At 71.3% G+C, this 15303-nt stretch carries 11 protein-coding genes; 4 read left to right on the top strand and 7 right to left on the bottom strand.

Annotated features, from left to right (window positions below; all coding sequences use genetic code 11):
• Positions 1 to 153 precede the first annotated feature (153 nt).
• Entirely contained in the window at positions 154 to 1893 is a 1740-nt protein-coding gene (gene lysS, locus RI578_RS17320; RefSeq protein ID WP_310871915.1) for a lysine--tRNA ligase, read from the top strand.
• Positions 1894 to 1994: 101 nt separating this feature from the next.
• Here lysS and RI578_RS17315 read toward each other — a convergent pair whose 3' ends face one another.
• Both RI578_RS17315 and RI578_RS17310 read right to left on the bottom strand, forming a co-directional pair.
• Complete coding sequence (locus tag RI578_RS17315; protein WP_310871914.1) at positions 1995 to 2378, bottom strand: hypothetical protein; 384 nt, start codon at positions 2376 to 2378, stop codon at positions 1995 to 1997.
• 95 nt (positions 2379 to 2473) lie between these two features.
• Positions 2474 to 5863, bottom strand: coding sequence for an ALF repeat-containing protein (locus tag RI578_RS17310; RefSeq protein ID WP_310871913.1), 3390 nt, complete (start codon positions 5861 to 5863; stop codon positions 2474 to 2476).
• Between the two features lie 620 nt (positions 5864 to 6483).
• On the opposite strand from RI578_RS17310, the gene RI578_RS17305 reads away from it, so the two are divergent.
• Together RI578_RS17305 and RI578_RS17300 are read left to right on the top strand one after the other, a co-directional pair.
• Positions 6484 to 6984 carry a hypothetical protein gene (locus RI578_RS17305; RefSeq protein WP_310871912.1) on the top strand — a complete coding sequence of 167 codons (501 nt, stop codon included), beginning with the start codon at positions 6484 to 6486 and terminating at the stop codon, positions 6982 to 6984.
• Positions 6985 to 7017: 33 nt separating this feature from the next.
• Positions 7018 to 9231, top strand: a complete 2214-nt coding sequence (locus RI578_RS17300) for a trypsin-like serine protease (RefSeq protein WP_310871911.1) — start codon at positions 7018 to 7020, stop codon at positions 9229 to 9231.
• A 79-nt stretch (positions 9232 to 9310) separates the two neighbouring features.
• Here the strand turns inward: RI578_RS17300 and RI578_RS17295 are convergent, their stop codons facing one another.
• The 3 genes from RI578_RS17295 to RI578_RS17285 form a co-directional block, all read right to left on the bottom strand.
• Positions 9311 to 10711 (bottom strand): DUF2637 domain-containing protein, encoded by a 1401-nt coding sequence (locus tag RI578_RS17295; protein WP_310871910.1) that lies wholly within the window; start codon positions 10709 to 10711, stop codon positions 9311 to 9313.
• A gap of 89 nt (positions 10712 to 10800) precedes the next feature.
• On the bottom strand, positions 10801 to 11697 hold the full coding sequence (locus tag RI578_RS17290; RefSeq protein WP_310875792.1) for a DUF3558 family protein: 897 nt from the start codon (positions 11695 to 11697) through the stop codon (positions 10801 to 10803).
• Positions 11698 to 11828: 131 nt separating this feature from the next.
• Positions 11829 to 12701 carry a DUF3558 domain-containing protein gene (locus tag RI578_RS17285; protein WP_310871909.1) on the bottom strand — a complete coding sequence of 291 codons (873 nt, stop codon included), beginning with the start codon at positions 12699 to 12701 and terminating at the stop codon, positions 11829 to 11831.
• A 204-nt stretch (positions 12702 to 12905) separates the two neighbouring features.
• Here RI578_RS17285 and RI578_RS17280 point away from each other — a divergent pair, with 204 nt between their 5' ends.
• Positions 12906 to 14099, top strand: coding sequence for an RtcB family protein (locus RI578_RS17280; RefSeq protein ID WP_310871908.1), 1194 nt, complete (start codon positions 12906 to 12908; stop codon positions 14097 to 14099).
• Between the two features lie 21 nt (positions 14100 to 14120).
• On the opposite strand, the gene RI578_RS17275 is transcribed toward RI578_RS17280, so the two are convergent.
• Together RI578_RS17275 and RI578_RS17270 are read right to left on the bottom strand one after the other, a co-directional pair.
• Complete coding sequence (locus RI578_RS17275) at positions 14121 to 14900, bottom strand: SDR family NAD(P)-dependent oxidoreductase (RefSeq protein ID WP_310871907.1); 780 nt, start codon at positions 14898 to 14900, stop codon at positions 14121 to 14123.
• A 61-nt stretch (positions 14901 to 14961) separates the two neighbouring features.
• Positions 14962 to 15300: a YnfA family protein gene (locus RI578_RS17270; protein ID WP_053135097.1), complete on the bottom strand. Its 339-nt coding sequence runs from the start codon at positions 15298 to 15300 to the stop codon at positions 14962 to 14964.
• Positions 15301 to 15303 lie beyond the last annotated feature (3 nt).

Below are 15303 nucleotides of genomic sequence, written 5' to 3'. Positions count from 1 at the left end.
GGAAGCGGTTTTTGGCCCCGGACCGGCACAGCCCTGCGCCCCTTCGGGGCGCTGGTGAAAAGCGGTTTTCGCGGATGCGGGCCGGGCTGGGAGAATGGAGCGGTCAGCCGTGCGACCGTCCGGCTGCTCAGCAGAACTTTCAGGGAAGAGGACGTGCCGATCGTGGCTCAGAGCACAGAGACCACCGACTGGGTCTCCCGTTTCGCGGACGAGGTCATCGCCGAGTCGGAGCGCCGTGCCCCGGGCAAACCCGTCGTCGTCGCGTCCGGACTCTCCCCGTCCGGTCCCATCCACCTGGGCAACCTGCGCGAGGTCATGACCCCGCACCTGGTCGCCGACGAGGTCCGCCGCCGGGGCCACCAGGTGCGGCACCTCATCTCCTGGGACGACTACGACCGCTACCGCAAGGTGCCGGCCGGCATCTCCGGGGTGGACGAGTCGTGGGCCGAGCACATCGGCAAGCCCCTCACCTCCGTCCCGGCCCCGAAGGGCTCCGCGCACCCGAACTGGGCCGAGCACTTCAAGGCCGCGATGACCGCCTCGCTCGCCGAGATGGGCGTGGAGTTCGACGGGATCAGCCAGACCGCGCAGTACACCTCCGGTGTCTACCGCGAGCAGATCCTGCACGCCATGAAGCACCGGCGGGACATCGACGCGATCCTCGCCCAGTACCGGACCAAGAAGGCTCCCGCGAAGAAGTCGCAGAAGCCCGTCGACGAGGCCGAGCTGGAGGCCGCGGAGGGCTCCGGCGCCGCCGCCGAGGACGACGGCTCGGGCTCGGCCGCCGGATACTTCCCGTACAAGCCGTACTGCGGCAACTGCGAGAAGGACCTCACCACGGTCACCTCCTACGACGACGACTCGACCGAGCTGACCTACGCCTGCACCGAGTGCGGCTTCTCCGAGACGGTGCGGCTCAGCGAGTTCAACCGCGGCAAGCTGGTCTGGAAGGTCGACTGGCCGATGCGCTGGGCCTACGAGGGCGTGATCTTCGAGCCGAGCGGTGTCGACCACTCGTCTCCCGGCTCGTCGTTCCAGGTCGGCGGGCAGATCGTCGGCATCTTCGGCGGCGAGCAGCCGATCGGGCCGATGTACGCCTTCGTCGGCATCAGCGGCATGGCCAAGATGTCCTCGTCCAAGGGCGGCGTGCCCACCCCGGCCGACGCGCTCCAGATCATGGAGCCGCAGCTCCTGCGCTGGCTGTACGCCCGCCGCCGGCCCAACCAGTCCTTCAAGATCGCCTTCGACCAGGAGATCCAGCGGCTCTACGACGAGTGGGACCGCCTCGACGCCAAGGTCGCCGACGGCAGCGCCCTGCCCGCCGACGTCGCCGCCCACTCGCGGGCCGTCCGCACGGCCGCCGGCGAGCTGCCGAGGACGCCCAGGCCGCTGCCGTACCGCACACTCGCCTCCGTCGCCGACATCACCGCCGGACACGAGGACCAGGCGCTGCGCATCCTCAGCGAGCTGGACCCGGCCGACCCGCTGGGCGGGCTCGAGGAGGCCCGGCCGCGGTACGACAAGGCCGAGGCGTGGATCAACACCCACGTCCCCGCCGACCAGCGCACCATCGTGCGCGCCGAGCCGGACGCCGAACTGCTGAAGTCCCTCGACGAACAGGGCCGGGCCTCGCTGCGGCTGCTGCTCGACGGACTCGCCGACCACTGGTCCCTGGACGGGCTCACCCACCTCGTCTACGGCGTGCCCAAGGTCCAGGCCGGCTTCTCCGCCGACGCCACGCCGAAGGAACTGCCGCCGGAGATCAAGACCGCCCAGCGGTCCTTCTTCGCGCTGCTGTACCACCTGCTCGTCGGCCGCGACACCGGCCCGCGCCTGCCCACGCTGCTGCTGGCGGTGGGGCAGGAGCGGGTGCGGGGGCTGCTCGGCGAGTAGACCGCGTCGCACGACGACAGGGGCGCCCGGCGAACGCAGGGCGCCCCTGCCGTGCGGGGCACGACGCGAGTGATTCCCCCGCCGGCCCCGCGCCTACGAGGTCAGCGGGTCAGCGCGAAACCGGCGAACAGGACACCGACCACGCACAAGGCCAGGAAGGCCTGGTGGCCGCGCGGGATCTTGATGTGATCCGTGGGCTCGCCCTCGCGCCACCGCTCGAACACCTCCCGGAACAGCGCTCTCTGCGGGAGCAGGCCGAGCGTCAGGCCGATGTGGGCACTTGAGTACATGACGAGCGCCTCGGCCAGGCCGAAGCCCTGGAACCGGCAGACGACGACCAGGACCGCTCCGCCGGTGACCATGGTCACCGGATAGGCGATACGGAATTTCCGGAGGGGTATCCAGCTGCCCAGGAGGCAGCTGGACAGGGCGGTGGACGCCGCGGCCAGCAGCCACAGCCATGCGATGGGTACGGACGTCAGCATGGTGCCCTTCTGCCTGGGGTGGGGGACCGGCCGACGAGGACGGTCCCCCCATCCTCACCCCCGGCCGCGATCAGCGATCGGCCCTCGTCCTGGGATCACCCGAAAAGGGAACCCAGCGTACCGGTGATGGGCGAGATGATGTCGCTGCCGAGCTGTGTGGCCCGCTTGGCGACGGGCGACACCACGCTGTCCAGCGTGGCCCCGATCCACTTCGACTGGCCGAAGGTGAGCAGCCCCAGGCCGGTTCCGACCAGGGAGCCCGCGAACTCGGAGCTGTCGAAGCCGTACTCGATGCCCGTGAACAGCGTGCTCAGCGCGGCCGACCCCAGCGAGACCCAGCCGAGGACCGCCGCCGCGCCGGCGACGAACGGTGCGGCCGGGCCGGTCCACGGCGCGATGAAGGCGGCGCCCGCGGCGAGGAAGCCGGAGCCGATGCTGATCCAGTTGAACGCGTCGGCGTAGAACTTGGCGTCGTTCCACCACTCGTCCTTGTCGCCCTCGCTGCCGCCCGAGTTGGTCTTGTCGTGCGTCGGGCTGTCGGCCGGGTTCCTCCCCTCGTCCTTGGCCCGCTGGGCCGCCTCGGCGGCCCGGCGGGCGGCCTCCGCGGCCTCCGCCCTGCGCTTCTGAGTGACGATGCGGCGGGCGTCGGTGGCCGCGGCCGCCGCCGTCCTCGCGTCCTGGCCCGCGGCGATCGCGGACTGGCGCGCGCTGTTGGCCGAGGCCTGGGCGCTGTAGGCGGAGCGCACGGCGCTGCGCGCCGAGTCGATGGCGCGGTTCGCCGAGTAGTTGGCCGAGCGCCCCGCCTTGCGGGCCGTCGCCGCCGCGGTCTTCGCCCGCTCCGCGGACGCCTGGGCGGCCTGGGCCGACTTGTCCGCGTCATCGGCGTACGCGTCCGCCTTCGCGGCGTACGTGTCGGCCCGCTTCGCCGAGGCGATCGCCTTGTCCGCCCAGTCCCTGGCCTGGTCGGCCGCGTCGCGCGCCTCCGCGGCCGCCTCCGAGGCGCGTTCCGCGTTCTCCTGCGCCTTGTAGGCGATCTTCGCGGCCGCGGCGATCGCACCACTGATCGCGGCGATGTGCGTGGCGGAGTCGTAGTCGAGCTGAGCCGACTTGTGCTTCACGAGGGTGACGAAGTTCCGCCGCATCCACGTCGGGCCCTCCAGGGCGACCTGCGCGTACGCCTTGGTGTAGATGCCCCCGGAGCTGAGCAGTGACGAGGTGGCGACCCCGTCGTCGTCCAGCAGCGCCTCGGGGTAGGTGCGGTCGAAGAAGTCCTGCAGCGCCTGTGGCGTGTTCGTGTCGAGCGCGGCGTTGGCCGCGGCCTTGACGGCCGACCCGGGTTCGCCGGCGAGGATGCCGGTGATGGTGACGCGGCGGTCGTCGGCCACGGCCTGGAGCAGCCCGTCGGTCAGGAAGGCCCGCACGGCGCCGTCGGCCTGGCTCGTCAGCGCCGTGTGGGCGGCGTTTCCGACGTCGGGGGAGCCCACCTCCGCCATGTGCAGGGTCGTCTCCCGGTCGTCCTGCTCCTCGGCGAGGGACCGGTCGGTGTCGATCCAGGCATGGATGTCGGCGTCCGTGCCGGCCAGTGCGAACTGGGCGGCCTCCCGCGACCAGGAGCCCTTCGAGGCGGCCATGCCCATGGCCGCCTTGCGGCCCAGCGTGGCGGCCAGTCCCAGGTCTCCGTCCGCCAGCGCCTTCTCGGCGCTCGCGACCTGGTCCTTGAGGGCCTGCGTGGTCTGCTGGTCCTGCGTGCGCTGGTTGGCCAGTGCCGCCCGTTCCTCCGCCTCCAGCCGGGCGAGCAGCGCGGCCTCCGCCAGGCCGTCCTGTCTGTCCTCCTCCAGGCGCGCCAACTCCGCCTCCTGGGCCGCCTGGTGCACGGCCTCGGCGTCCAGGACGGCCTGGGTCGCGGTCTCGGCGGCCTTGATCGCCTCGCCCGCGTGCGCGGTGGACTTGTTGGCGTAGTCGAGGGCCTGACCCGCGTACTTGACCGCTTCCTCGGCCGCGTCGGCGGCTTTGTCGGCGTGCGCCGCCGCCGAGTTGGCGGCATCGCGTGCCGTGCGGGCGGCTGAGGCCGCCTTGTTGGCCAGGGCCTGCGCGGTGGAGGCGGCGTTGGTGGCGCGGTTCGCGGCGCTGTTCGCGATCGCGGCCTGGCGCTTGGCCTCGGCGGCCTGGGACTGGGCGACACCGGCGGAAGAGGCCGCCCGTGCCGCGGCGTTGGCGGCGGCGGCCGCGTTGCGGGCGGCGGAGGCGGCGGCGGAACCGGCTCCGGCCGCCTGCGAGGCCGCTGTGGCCGCGTAGTCGGCGGCCCTGGCAGCGGTACGGGCACGCGCGGCGCCGTTGCGTGCCGCGATGGCCGCGTTCTTCGCCGCCTCGGCCTTGTTCTTGTCCTTGGAGGCGGCGATGGCCGCGTTGTACGCGTGCGCCGCGGCGCTGCCCGCGTTGGCGGCGGCCTGTGCCGCGGCGGTCGCGGCGAACGAGGCGCGGCGCGAGGCCGCGACCGCGGCCTGCGAGGCGCCGATGGCGTTACGGGCGGCCTTCGCGGCGCCCTTGGCGGCGCTCGCCGCCTTGCGGGCCGCCGAACCGGCCTTCGCCACGTCGTCCTTGGCCGCGTCGGCCTCCGCCGCGGCCTTCTCGGCCGCGTCCTTCGCCTTCTCCGCGGCGGCCTTGGCACGTTCGGACGCCTCGACGGCGAGGTCGGTCTCCACCTGGGCGTGCTTGCCCTCGCGCTCCACGACGGCGACCAGTTCCTCGATCGTCGAGGACTCCTGGTCGCGGGCGCGCGCGATGTGCTGTCCGGTGTCCAGGAACCACTCGACCTCCTGGCGACTGCCGCTGAGCGCCCGGTTGGCGTACTTCTGCACCTCCGGGCCACCGGCCATCATCATGGTGGAGACCTGTACCCGCTGGTCCTCCTCGCGGGCGATGTACCGGCCGGTGGTCAGGAAGTCCGTGAGGGCCTGCTCGGTGCCGGCGTCCAGGGCCGCGGACGCCTCGCGCTTGACCCCCTTGCCACCGGTGGCCGAGACCGTGGACGTGGCCACCTGGAGGTCTTCCAGCAGTGCGGGCTTGAAGCCGCCGCCGAGGAAGGCGGTCACCGCACTGTCCCCACCGTCCAGGGCCGCGGACGCCTCGCGGCGCAACCCCACTCCGGATCTGACGAGATAGGAGGAGACCGCGACGCGGTTGTCCTCCGCCACGACCTTCGGGAGCGTCGTGGTGACGAAGGTCCGGATATCGGCGTCCGTGCCGTACAGCGCGTCCGCGGCGGCGGCCCTGGTCGCCTTGCCGCCGGTGAGCCATGCCCTGACCACCTCGGCCCGCTCGGTGTCCGGCAGTTCGAACGGCTTGGGCGGTTCGTCCGTCGCCGTCGCCGTCGCCGTCGCCGCGCGGGCCGGTGGGGTCAGCACCACCCCGGGGGTGGCGGCGACGGCCGTGACGGCGCCGAGGGTGCCGAGCAGCCGTCGCCGGCTCCAGAACACTGTATCCATGGGAATGTCGTCCTCCAGGTAAGTGCCGTGCGGCACTCGACGGAAAGCAGTCGTGACGCGATCTCCTAGCCATTCATATTTCTTAGTTGTCGTCAATTGCCAGCGTAAAAAAGGGAGTTGCGGGCCACTCGTAACGCCACTTTTCGGCCTCCGGTCGAGGCGATATCCGACTTCTCCGTAAACGCCGCGCAGTCCCCTCGGGCGGAAACGCCCGAACCATATGGGACTCGGGTTGTGGATCTTCACGAACTCCCCATAATTGCCATCACAACCTTCCGGTGAGGTGACGGGAGTCACAGCTCTGTGCCGAACTTACGTCCACTTTCGGACGGTTGGCTATGTGGACAGGAGGTGAAGGGCCGGGATTGCATGGGGAGCGAGCGGCTTTCACGGAGGCATGTGCAAGCCGTCTCTCCTTTGCGCGTTACGGCGAAGTGGAAACCCTTGTCCGGCGGTTTCGTCGCCGAGGGCACTATCTGGCCTGACGTGTCATCGGATTGCCGTCCCTGCTCTTCTGCAATGTTTCGCCGGGGGACGGGACTGACGACTCTAGGAGCGCGATGAAGGCCCGTACCGAATCTTCGGAATTCACGGAGAAAAAGCAGGGGAAGAGATTCCTCGTGCGCACTCTGGCCGCCGCGGCGGCCGCCGGTGCCCTGGCGTGGGTGGCCCTGTCGGGCGCGCTCACCGACCCCGCCCCCTCCCGGACCAGCGCCGCGTCACCGGTCGCCGACGAGGCGCCCGGCTACGCGGTCGAGGACTTCGACTACCCCGGTGCGGACCGGATCCTGGCCGAGCAGGGCATCCTGCTCAAGCGTGGCGACGGGCACATCACGCTGGTGGACTGCGCCAGCGGCACGGGCTTCATCGAGGTCCTGGCACGGCGGAACTCCGGCAAGGTGGTGTGCTTCAAGGTCGTGGGGAACTCCGGCTGGCTGACCCTGGAGATGCCCGCGGTCCACTCCATGAAGGGCAACGACTACGACACCCAGGTCGACATGACCGTGGGTGACGAGGAGAAGTCCTTCGACCTGGAGAAGAACACCTGGACCGGCGTCGGCGAGAGCGTGGACGAGCAGGGCCGCGAGCACCTGCTCGTCGAGATCCGCGCCGTCAAGTAGCCGACAGCATCAGGAACAGAGGACACGACCTTCATGCACTCCATCAGACGCTTTCCCCTCGCCGCGCTCGGCGCTTCCCTGGCGGCCGGGTCGCTCGCGCTGTCGGTGACGCCCGCGGCCGCGGTGACCGGCCCCGCCACCCCGGCGGGCGACACCACCCACGCGTACACCGCGCAACTGGTCGTGGGCGGCCACGATCGTGGCTGCTCCGGCGTCCTGGTCGATGCCGAATGGCTGCTCACCGCGGCCAGTTGCTTCGCCGAGAACCCCGCGGAGAGTCTCGCGGTGCCCGCGGGCAAGCCCGCGCTGAAGACCACCGCGACCATCGGCCGCGCGGAGCTGACGAGCACCACGGGCGCGGTCCGCGAAGTCGTCGAACTCGTGCCCCGCACCGACCGTGACGTGGTCCTGGCCCGGCTGAACCGACCCGTCACCAACGTGGCCCCGGTCGCCCTGGCAACGTCCGCGCCCGTCGCGGGCGAGGACCTGAAACTCGCCGGGTACGGCCGCACCGGGACCGAATGGGCACCGCTCGACCTGCACACCGGCACCTTCTCCGTGGACGCCGCCGACACCGCCACCACCGCGGTGGTCACCGGCGAGGACGGCGCCTCCGCGTGCATGGGGGACACCGGCGGCCCGTTGGTCCGCACCGGCGGCACACACCAGCTGGTCGCCCTGGCCAGCCGCTCGTACCAGGGCGGCTGCTTCGGCATCGACGAGACCGAGACCCGCACCGGCGGAGTCGTCGCCCGCGTCGACGACCTGGCCGCCTGGGTGCGCTCCAAGACCGGCGCCAACCGCATCACCGACTTCAACTGCGACGGCGCCGAGGACATAGCCGTCGCCGACCCGCAGGCCACCGTCGGCGGCGACGCCAAGGCGGGCCTGGTCCGGATCGTGTACGGCGGGGGCAAGGGCACCGCCGAGATCTCCCAGGACCTCGGCTGGGTGGGCGGCGGCTCGGAGGCCAACGACCAGTTCGGCGAGGCCATCGCCACCGTCGACTACGACCAGGACGGCTGCACCGACCTGCTGGTCGGCACCCCCCGCGAGAACCTCGGCGACGCCGTCGACGCCGGAATGGTCGACCTCCTGCACGGCGCCCCCGGCGGCCTGGGCACAGGAGCGACCAAGGACACCAACTTCCAGCAGGCCACCGGCAACGGCTCCATCTCCGCCTCGACCCCCGAGACCGGCGACCTCATGGGCGCGGCCCTCGCCGCCGGCACCTCCGCCGCCGGCGAGCCCTTCCTGGTGATCGGCACGCCCGGTGAGGGCCTCAGCGGTGCCGCCAAGGCGGGCGAGGCGTTCTACGTGAGCCGCGGCACCAACGTCTCCGTCCACCAGGACAAGCTGGGCGTGCCGGGTGCCGTGCAGGCGAACGACGGCTTCGGCGCCTCCGTCGCGGCCGACGCCAACCACATCGCGATCGGTGCCCCGGACGAGAGCATCAACGGCGACAACACCGCCGGCAACCTCGTGGTCTTCTCCCACGAACTGAACTCCGAGAAGCGGCCCACCCCGCTCTTCGGCCTCGACCAGGACCTGGACACGGTCTCCGGCGGCGCCGAGGTCGGAGACCGCTTCGGCGCGGCCCTGGCCCTGGCCCCCTACCGCCCCTCGGGCTCGGCGACCGCCGACGAGTCCATCCTCGCGGTCGGCACGCCGGGCGAGGCCCTGAACGTGGATGGCGTCAGCAAGGCGGAGACCGGCGCCGTCCTCACCTTCCGCGTCACCGCCTCCGGCACCTACACCCAGCTCAACGGCCTCTCCTCGGGCACCGGCGACGACGACGTGTCCGGCACGTCCGAGGCCGGTGACCACTTCGGCACCACCCTGACGGCCGTGAACACCGCACCGCGGGCGGTCAGCACCGAGGCGACCATGAAGGTGGCCGTCGGTGTTCCGGACGAGGCACTCGGCTCGGTGCCGAAGGCCGGCGCCGTGCACGTCTTCTCGCTGCTGGGCTCGCCCGGCGCCAACGACAAGTGGGTGGAGTCCGGCGACGGCGACGGCATCCCCGGGGCCCCCGGAGCCGACCAGCGGCTCGGTTCCAGCATCCACTTCACCGGCACCCACCTGTACGTCGGCATGCCGTACGGCCCGAGCAGCACCGGCGCCCTCTACGCTCTGCCGATGTCCAACGTGACCCTCGGTGAGCCCACCGCCCCGGTCACCGTGTACCGGCCCGGGCAGGGCGGCCTCCCGCCGGCCGGCACCGCCTTCGGCTACGCGGCCCGCTAGTACCCCCGCTGGTACCACGGCACCACGAAGGGGCGTCCGGTGAACCCACCGGGCGCCCCTTCGCCGTGCTCACCGCCGGTCAGGCGATGTGCTCGTCCTCCAGCTCCGCGCTGTGACGATTGGTGAACCGGCTCACCAGCCGCTTGGCCTCCGGATCGGCGAGCGGCGTACCGAACGTCGCCTCCACGTTGTCACCGAACTCGCGGGGCGTCGGATAGCTGCCGTTGATCGACTGCTTGAACACCTGGTAGTAGGCGTCCTCGTCCGGGCCCTGCGGCTCAGGCGTGCCACCGCCCTCCCCCAGCTCGCGGGTGCGGTGGGGGCCGACCGGGATGGGGAAACTGCCGGTGTCCTCCGGGGAGGGCTCCCGCACCGGGGGCTCCTCCTCGAACTGCTGCCGGTACTGCTCGGCCTGCCGCTGTTCCGCTTCCCACTGGGCGTACTGGTCCGGGTCGTAGGCGGGGTCGTAGTCGCCGTGATACTCGACGGACTGCGGGTCCCGGGCGTGCAGCCACGGATTCTGGTTCGGGTCCATCGCGGGGTCCTGGCCCGCGGCCGGGTGCTGACCTGCCGCCGGGTTCTGGCCCGACGTGGAGTTCGGGCCCACCGCGGGGTTCTGGCCCCCCGCGGCCTGCCCCCGCACCGGCTCCGGCGCCGGCTCCCGGCCGCCGACCAGCTCGGGGCGCTGCTCACCGGCGGGCTCCGCCTTCCGCAGGGAGGGCGCGGTCCCGTGGGCCGCCCGTCCGTCCGGGAGCGCGTCGGCCTGCGGCGCCGGCGGCAACAGCGCCGGCTCGATGCCCGCCGCCGCCAGACCCGCCGGGGCCGTCTGCGACAACGGCACCCCGTAGCGGGCCAGGCGCAGCGGCATCAGCGACTCGACGGGGGCCTTGCGGCGCCAGCCGCGCCCGAACCGCGAACGCAGCCGGGCCTGGTAGACCAGACGCTCCTGCTCCAGCTTGATCACCTGTTCGTAGGAGCGCAGCTCCCACAGCTTCATCCGGCGCCACAGCAGGAAGGTCGGCCCCGGCGAGAGCAGCCAGCGCGTGAGGCGGACACCTTCCATGTGCTTGTCGGCGGTGATGTCGGCGATCCGGCCGATCGCGTGCCGGGCGGCCTCGACGGACACCACGAACAGGATCGGGATCACCCCGTGCATGCCCACACCCAGCGGGTCGGGCCACGCCGCCGCGCCGTTGAACGCGATCGTCGCCGCCGTCAGCAGCCAGGCCGTCTGCCGCAGCAGCGGGAAGGGGATGCGGATCCAGGTCAGCAGCAGGTCCAGGGCCAGCAGCACGCAGATGCCCGCGTCGATGCCGATCGGGAAGACGTAGCTGAAGTTCCCGAAGCCCTTCTGCAGGGCCAGTTCCCGCACCGCCGCGTAGGAACCCGCGAAGCCGATCCCGGCGATGATGACGGCACCGAAGACGACCATGCCGATGAGAACGCGATGCGTCCGTGTCAGCTCTAGTGGCGCGGCCACCCGTACTCCCCTCCCAGTGCCTGTTGTTGCGCGGAACAGAGTGGCACATGTGTGCGGGGGACGGGTGGCCGGTGGGTCGATACGACCTGTCAGCCGGTCTTGGACGACGACTTCGACGAGGACTTCGACTTCGACGGCGACTTCGAGTCCGAGTCCGACGCCGACTTGGACGGTGACGACGAGGTGCCCGGCTTGCCGCCGTCGGTGTCGGCGGTGTTGGCCTTCGTCACCGCGGCCACCGCCTCCTTGGCCGCCTTCTGCGCGTCCTTGACCAGGTCGTCGGCGTCCGGTGTCTTGTCGCCGGCCAGGCCCGCGCCGTTGTAGTCGACGGTGACGACGACGTTCTCGACGCGCGCCACGACCGTCTGCTGCTTGAAGGTGCCTTCCTTCTTCTTCAGGTCGTAGCGCACCACCGACGCCTCGTCGCCCGTGCCGCTCACCGGCGCGGTCTTCACGCTCTTCGCACCCTGCGCGGACTGGGCGTCCTGCAACTGCTTCGTGTAGTAGTCGCGCGCCAGCTTGTCGCCCTCGCCGCGGGACGCGTCCGACTCGAAGCGCAGCATCGACACGCTCAGCCAGCGGAACTGAGAGCCCTTCACACCGTTGTCGTCCAGGCTGTCCCAGGAGCAACCGGCGCGCGTCGCCGTGTCGTTGGACGCGCCCTCCTTGCCGGAATCGGCCTTCGGCGCCAAGTCCTCCAGCGTCTTCTTCGACAGCACGGAACACGGCTCCGGAAGCTTCCCGTACGCCGCGGCCTGGACCGTCGGGGAGGGCTTCGCCGACTTGGACGCGGCCGTCTTGTCCGCGGCCTTCTCCTTGCCGTCGTCGGAGCCGGAGTCCGAGGAGCAGCCGGCTGCCACCAGCATCACGGGGACGGCGGCCGCGCCGACCAAGGCGCGGCGGAGTCGCTTCGCTCTCCCCCACTGCCTGGACGGCGTGGGAGGTACCCCCAGGTCTCGTTGGTCACGCTGGGCTCGTCGCTGCATGGTTCCTTCACTCATGGCACTCGTGGTTCCTGCGGTCGGAACGGGTCCGAGGGGCCACCGTACGCGGTGGGAAAACCGCACGGCCCTGCTTCAGTGCATCGCGCGCGGACGCGAGGGAGCCCGAGCCGGGCTCAACCGCTCAGTGAATCCGCCAGCTGGGAAGCCAGTTTCCGCGCCATGTCCTGCATTTCCTCGCTGTCCGGCACGACTCCGAGAGTCGCCGACTGCTCCGCGTACTCGATGGTCACCACGACGTTCGACGTGCGGAACGCCACAGTCACCGTGCGCCGCTTCGCCGTCGAACCGGAGCTGCTCAGCTCGTCGTCCACGAACGCCTCGTCACCCAGATCGTCCAGGAGCCGGGGCTGGAGTTCGGCGGGCGTGGCACCGGCCGACGCGCTCGACGAGGGGGCGGTGGACGACGCGGAGCCGGAGGCCGGGGCGGAGGGCGTGCCGGACGGTGCGGTGGCGGACGGCGACCCGGACTCCGGTGCGGAACCGGACGCGGACTCCGCACCCGACTCCGACTCCGAACCCGACTCCGAGACGGTCGGTTCGGGGAGGTCGGCCGACTCCACCTGCTGGGCGAAGAGCGTCTCGGCCTCGCTGTCGTCGCTCACGGAGGTGTCGTACGACACCACCCGCTCGAAGTCCACGAAGAGGTGGTTGGTGGCGTCCGCCGAATCCACCTTCCAACGGCAGCCGACCTTGCGGTCGGTGTCGTACGCGAGCGTCGCCTCGCCCGCGTACGCCTTCTTCCGCTGCTCCTCGTCCGCGATCTCCTCGAGGCCGGGCAGCAGCGAGCCGAGCGCCTTGTCGCCGACCGCGCCGCACGGCTCCGGGAGGGTGCGGTACTTGCCGGGCTCGGCCGCCTCGGTCGCGACACCGGGCTGCCCCGGGTTCGAGTCGTCCGCCGTGGCGCCGTCGCCCGAGCCGCCGGTGCAGCCGGCCAGCAGCGCCGCCAGGAGGGCGGCGACGCCGGGTACATAGGCCTTCCGCTGCACGGTGCGGCTCCTCTCGCCGGTGTGGCTGTGGTCGGTACTCCAGTGTCCCCGCTGGTTAATCGCTTGCCGCACGGGGGCGTCCCCTGCAGACAATGTGTATCGCACGCGCTGCCGTGAACGCCGGTCGGTTGTCCCTTTGACTGCCCTTGGCGCCGGTTTTGCGCTTTGAGACTTCTGTTTGTTTTCCGGGGGAATGAGGACGATATGTCGTACGTGGAGATGCCGGGCGCGAAGGTACCGATCCGGATGTGGGCCGACCCGGCGACGGTCGAGGAGGGCGCGCTCCAGCAGCTGCGCAACGTCGCGACCCTGCCGTGGATCAAGGGCCTCGCCGTCATGCCGGACGTGCACTACGGCAAGGGCGCGACGGTCGGGTCCGTGATCGCGATGCGGGGTGCCGTGTGCCCGGCCGCGGTGGGGGTCGACATCGGCTGCGGAATGTCGGCGGTGAAGACGTCCCTGACGACGAACGACCTGCCGGGCGACCTGTCGCGGCTGCGCTCGAAGATCGAGCAGGCGATTCCGGTGGGGCGGGGGATGCATGACAGTCCCGTCGAGCCGGGGCGGTTCCACGGGCTGGCGACGGCGGGGTGGGACGACTTCTGGGGGCGGTTCGATGGAGTCGCCGAAGCGGTCAAATTCCGTCACGAGCGGGCCGGGAAGCAGATGGGGACGCTCGGAAGCGGCAACCACTTTGTCGAGGTCTGCACGGATACGACCGGTTCTGTGTGGCTCATGCTCCACTCCGGTTCCCGCAACATCGGCAAGGAACTTGCCGAGCATCACATCGGCATCGCCCAGAAGCTCCCGCACAACCAGGGCCTGATCGACCGCGACCTCGCGGTGTTCGTCGCCGACACCCCGCAGATGGCGGCGTACCGCAACGACCTGTTCTGGGCGCAGGAGTACGCCAAGTACAACCGCACCATCATGATGGCGCTCCTGAAGGACGTGGTCCGCAAGGAGTTCAAGAAGGCCAGGCCGGTCTTCGAGCCGGAGATCAGCGCACACCACAACTACGTCGCCGAGGAGCGGTACGACGGCGTGGACCTGCTGGTGACCCGCAAGGGCGCGATCCGCGCGGGTTCCGGGGACTACGGGATCATCCCCGGTTCCATGGGCACGGGTTCGTACATCGTCAAGGGCCTCGGAAACGCGAAGTCCTTCAACTCCGCCTCCCACGGCGCCGGTCGGCGCATGAGCCGGAACGCGGCCAAGCGGCGCTTCTCGACCAAGGACCTGGAGGAGCAGACGCGGGGCGTGGAGTGCCGCAAGGACTCGGGCGTCGTGGACGAGATCCCGGGTGCCTACAAGCCGATCGAGCAGGTCATCGACCAGCAGCGCGACCTCGTGGAGGTCGTGGCCAAGCTGAAGCAGGTCGTCTGCGTGAAGGGCTGACGCCGGGGACGCCGTCCGGCGTCAGCCCTCCCGGTGGACCTTCGTGTTCGATGCCTGGGCGCGGGGGCGGACGACCAGGAGGTCGATGTTGACGTGGGCGGGGCGGGTGACCGCCCACGTGATGGTGTCGGCGACGTCGTCGGCGGACAGGGGGTCGGTCACGCCCTGGTAGACCTTGGCGGCCTTGTCCTCGTCGCCGCCGAAGCGGGTCAGGGCGAACTCGTCGGTCTTGACCATGCCCGGCGCGATCTCGACGACGCGGACCGGGCGGCCGACGATCTCCAGGCGGAGGGTCTCGGCGAGGACGTGTTCGGCGTGCTTGGCGGCGACGTAGCCCCCGCCGCCCTCGTAGGTGGCGAAGCCCGCGGTCGAGGAGACGACGACGATCGTGCCGTCGCCGCTCGCCTCCAGCTTGGGGAGCAGTGCCTGGGTGAGGTTGAGGGTGCCGAGGACGTTCGTCTCGTACATGCGGCGCCAGTCGTCCGGGTCGCCGGTGGCCACCGGGTCGGCGCCGAGCGCGCCGCCCGCGTTGTTGACGAGGACGCCGACCGCCTTGAACGCGGTCGCGAACTCGTCGACCGCCTCGCGGTCGGTGACGTCCAGGGGGTACGCCGTCGCCTTGTGGCCGGCCGCCTGGATCTCCTCCGCCAGCGCCTCGACGCGGTCCTTGCGGCGGGCGGTGAGGACGACGCGGTAGCCGGCCGAAGCGAGCTGCCGGGCCGTGGCGGCGCCGATGCCGCTGCTCGCACCGGTGACGACGGCGATGCGGGAGGCGGCGGACGGGGCGGCTGCGGGGGCCATGGGCTGCTCCTTGGTCGTATTACCGGTCTCGGTCGGTGTTACCGGTCGCCGCCCAGCGTAGTCAGCCGCCGTTGCGCGGTGCCCACATGATCACGGCCATCCCGGCCAGGCAGACCAGCGCGCCGGTCACGTCCCAGCGGTCGGGGCGGTAGCCGTCGGCGACCATGCCCCACAGGATCGAGCCGGCCACGAAGATCCCGCCGTACGCGGCGAGGATGCGGCCGAAGTGGGCGTCGGGCTGGAAGGTGGCGACGAAGCCGTACGCGCCGAGGGCGAGGACGCCACCGGTGGCCCAGAGCCAGCCGCGCTGTTCGCGTACGCCCTGCCAGACCAGCCAGGCGCCGCCGATCTCGAAGAGGGCGGCGACGACGAAGAGGGCGGCGGAGCGGAGCACGAGCATGAC

The organism is Streptomyces sp. BB1-1-1, from assembly GCF_031597775.1.
In the GTDB taxonomy this organism is placed as follows: Bacteria; Actinomycetota; Actinomycetes; order Streptomycetales; family Streptomycetaceae; genus Streptomyces; species Streptomyces thinghirensis.
This window is presented reverse-complemented; position numbering and strand designations above follow the sequence as displayed.

Excerpts from the sequence above, each read along its gene's own strand:
- RI578_RS17315 (WP_310871914.1), bottom strand. The coding sequence starts at position 2,378 with ATGCTGACGTCCGTACCCATCGCATGGCTGTGGCTGCTGGCCGCGGCG.
- RI578_RS17290 (WP_310875792.1), bottom strand. The coding sequence starts at position 11,697 with ATGCAGCGACGAGCCCAGCGTGACCAACGAGACCTGGGGGTACCTCCC.
- RI578_RS17310 (WP_310871913.1), bottom strand. The coding sequence starts at position 5,863 with ATGGATACAGTGTTCTGGAGCCGGCGACGGCTGCTCGGCACCCTCGGC.
- RI578_RS17300 (WP_310871911.1), top strand. The coding sequence starts at position 7,018 with ATGCACTCCATCAGACGCTTTCCCCTCGCCGCGCTCGGCGCTTCCCTG.
- RI578_RS17280 (WP_310871908.1), top strand. The coding sequence starts at position 12,906 with ATGTCGTACGTGGAGATGCCGGGCGCGAAGGTACCGATCCGGATGTGG.
- RI578_RS17275 (WP_310871907.1), bottom strand. The coding sequence starts at position 14,900 with ATGGCCCCCGCAGCCGCCCCGTCCGCCGCCTCCCGCATCGCCGTCGTC.
- RI578_RS17270 (WP_053135097.1), bottom strand. The coding sequence starts at position 15,300 with ATGCTCGTGCTCCGCTCCGCCGCCCTCTTCGTCGTCGCCGCCCTCTTC.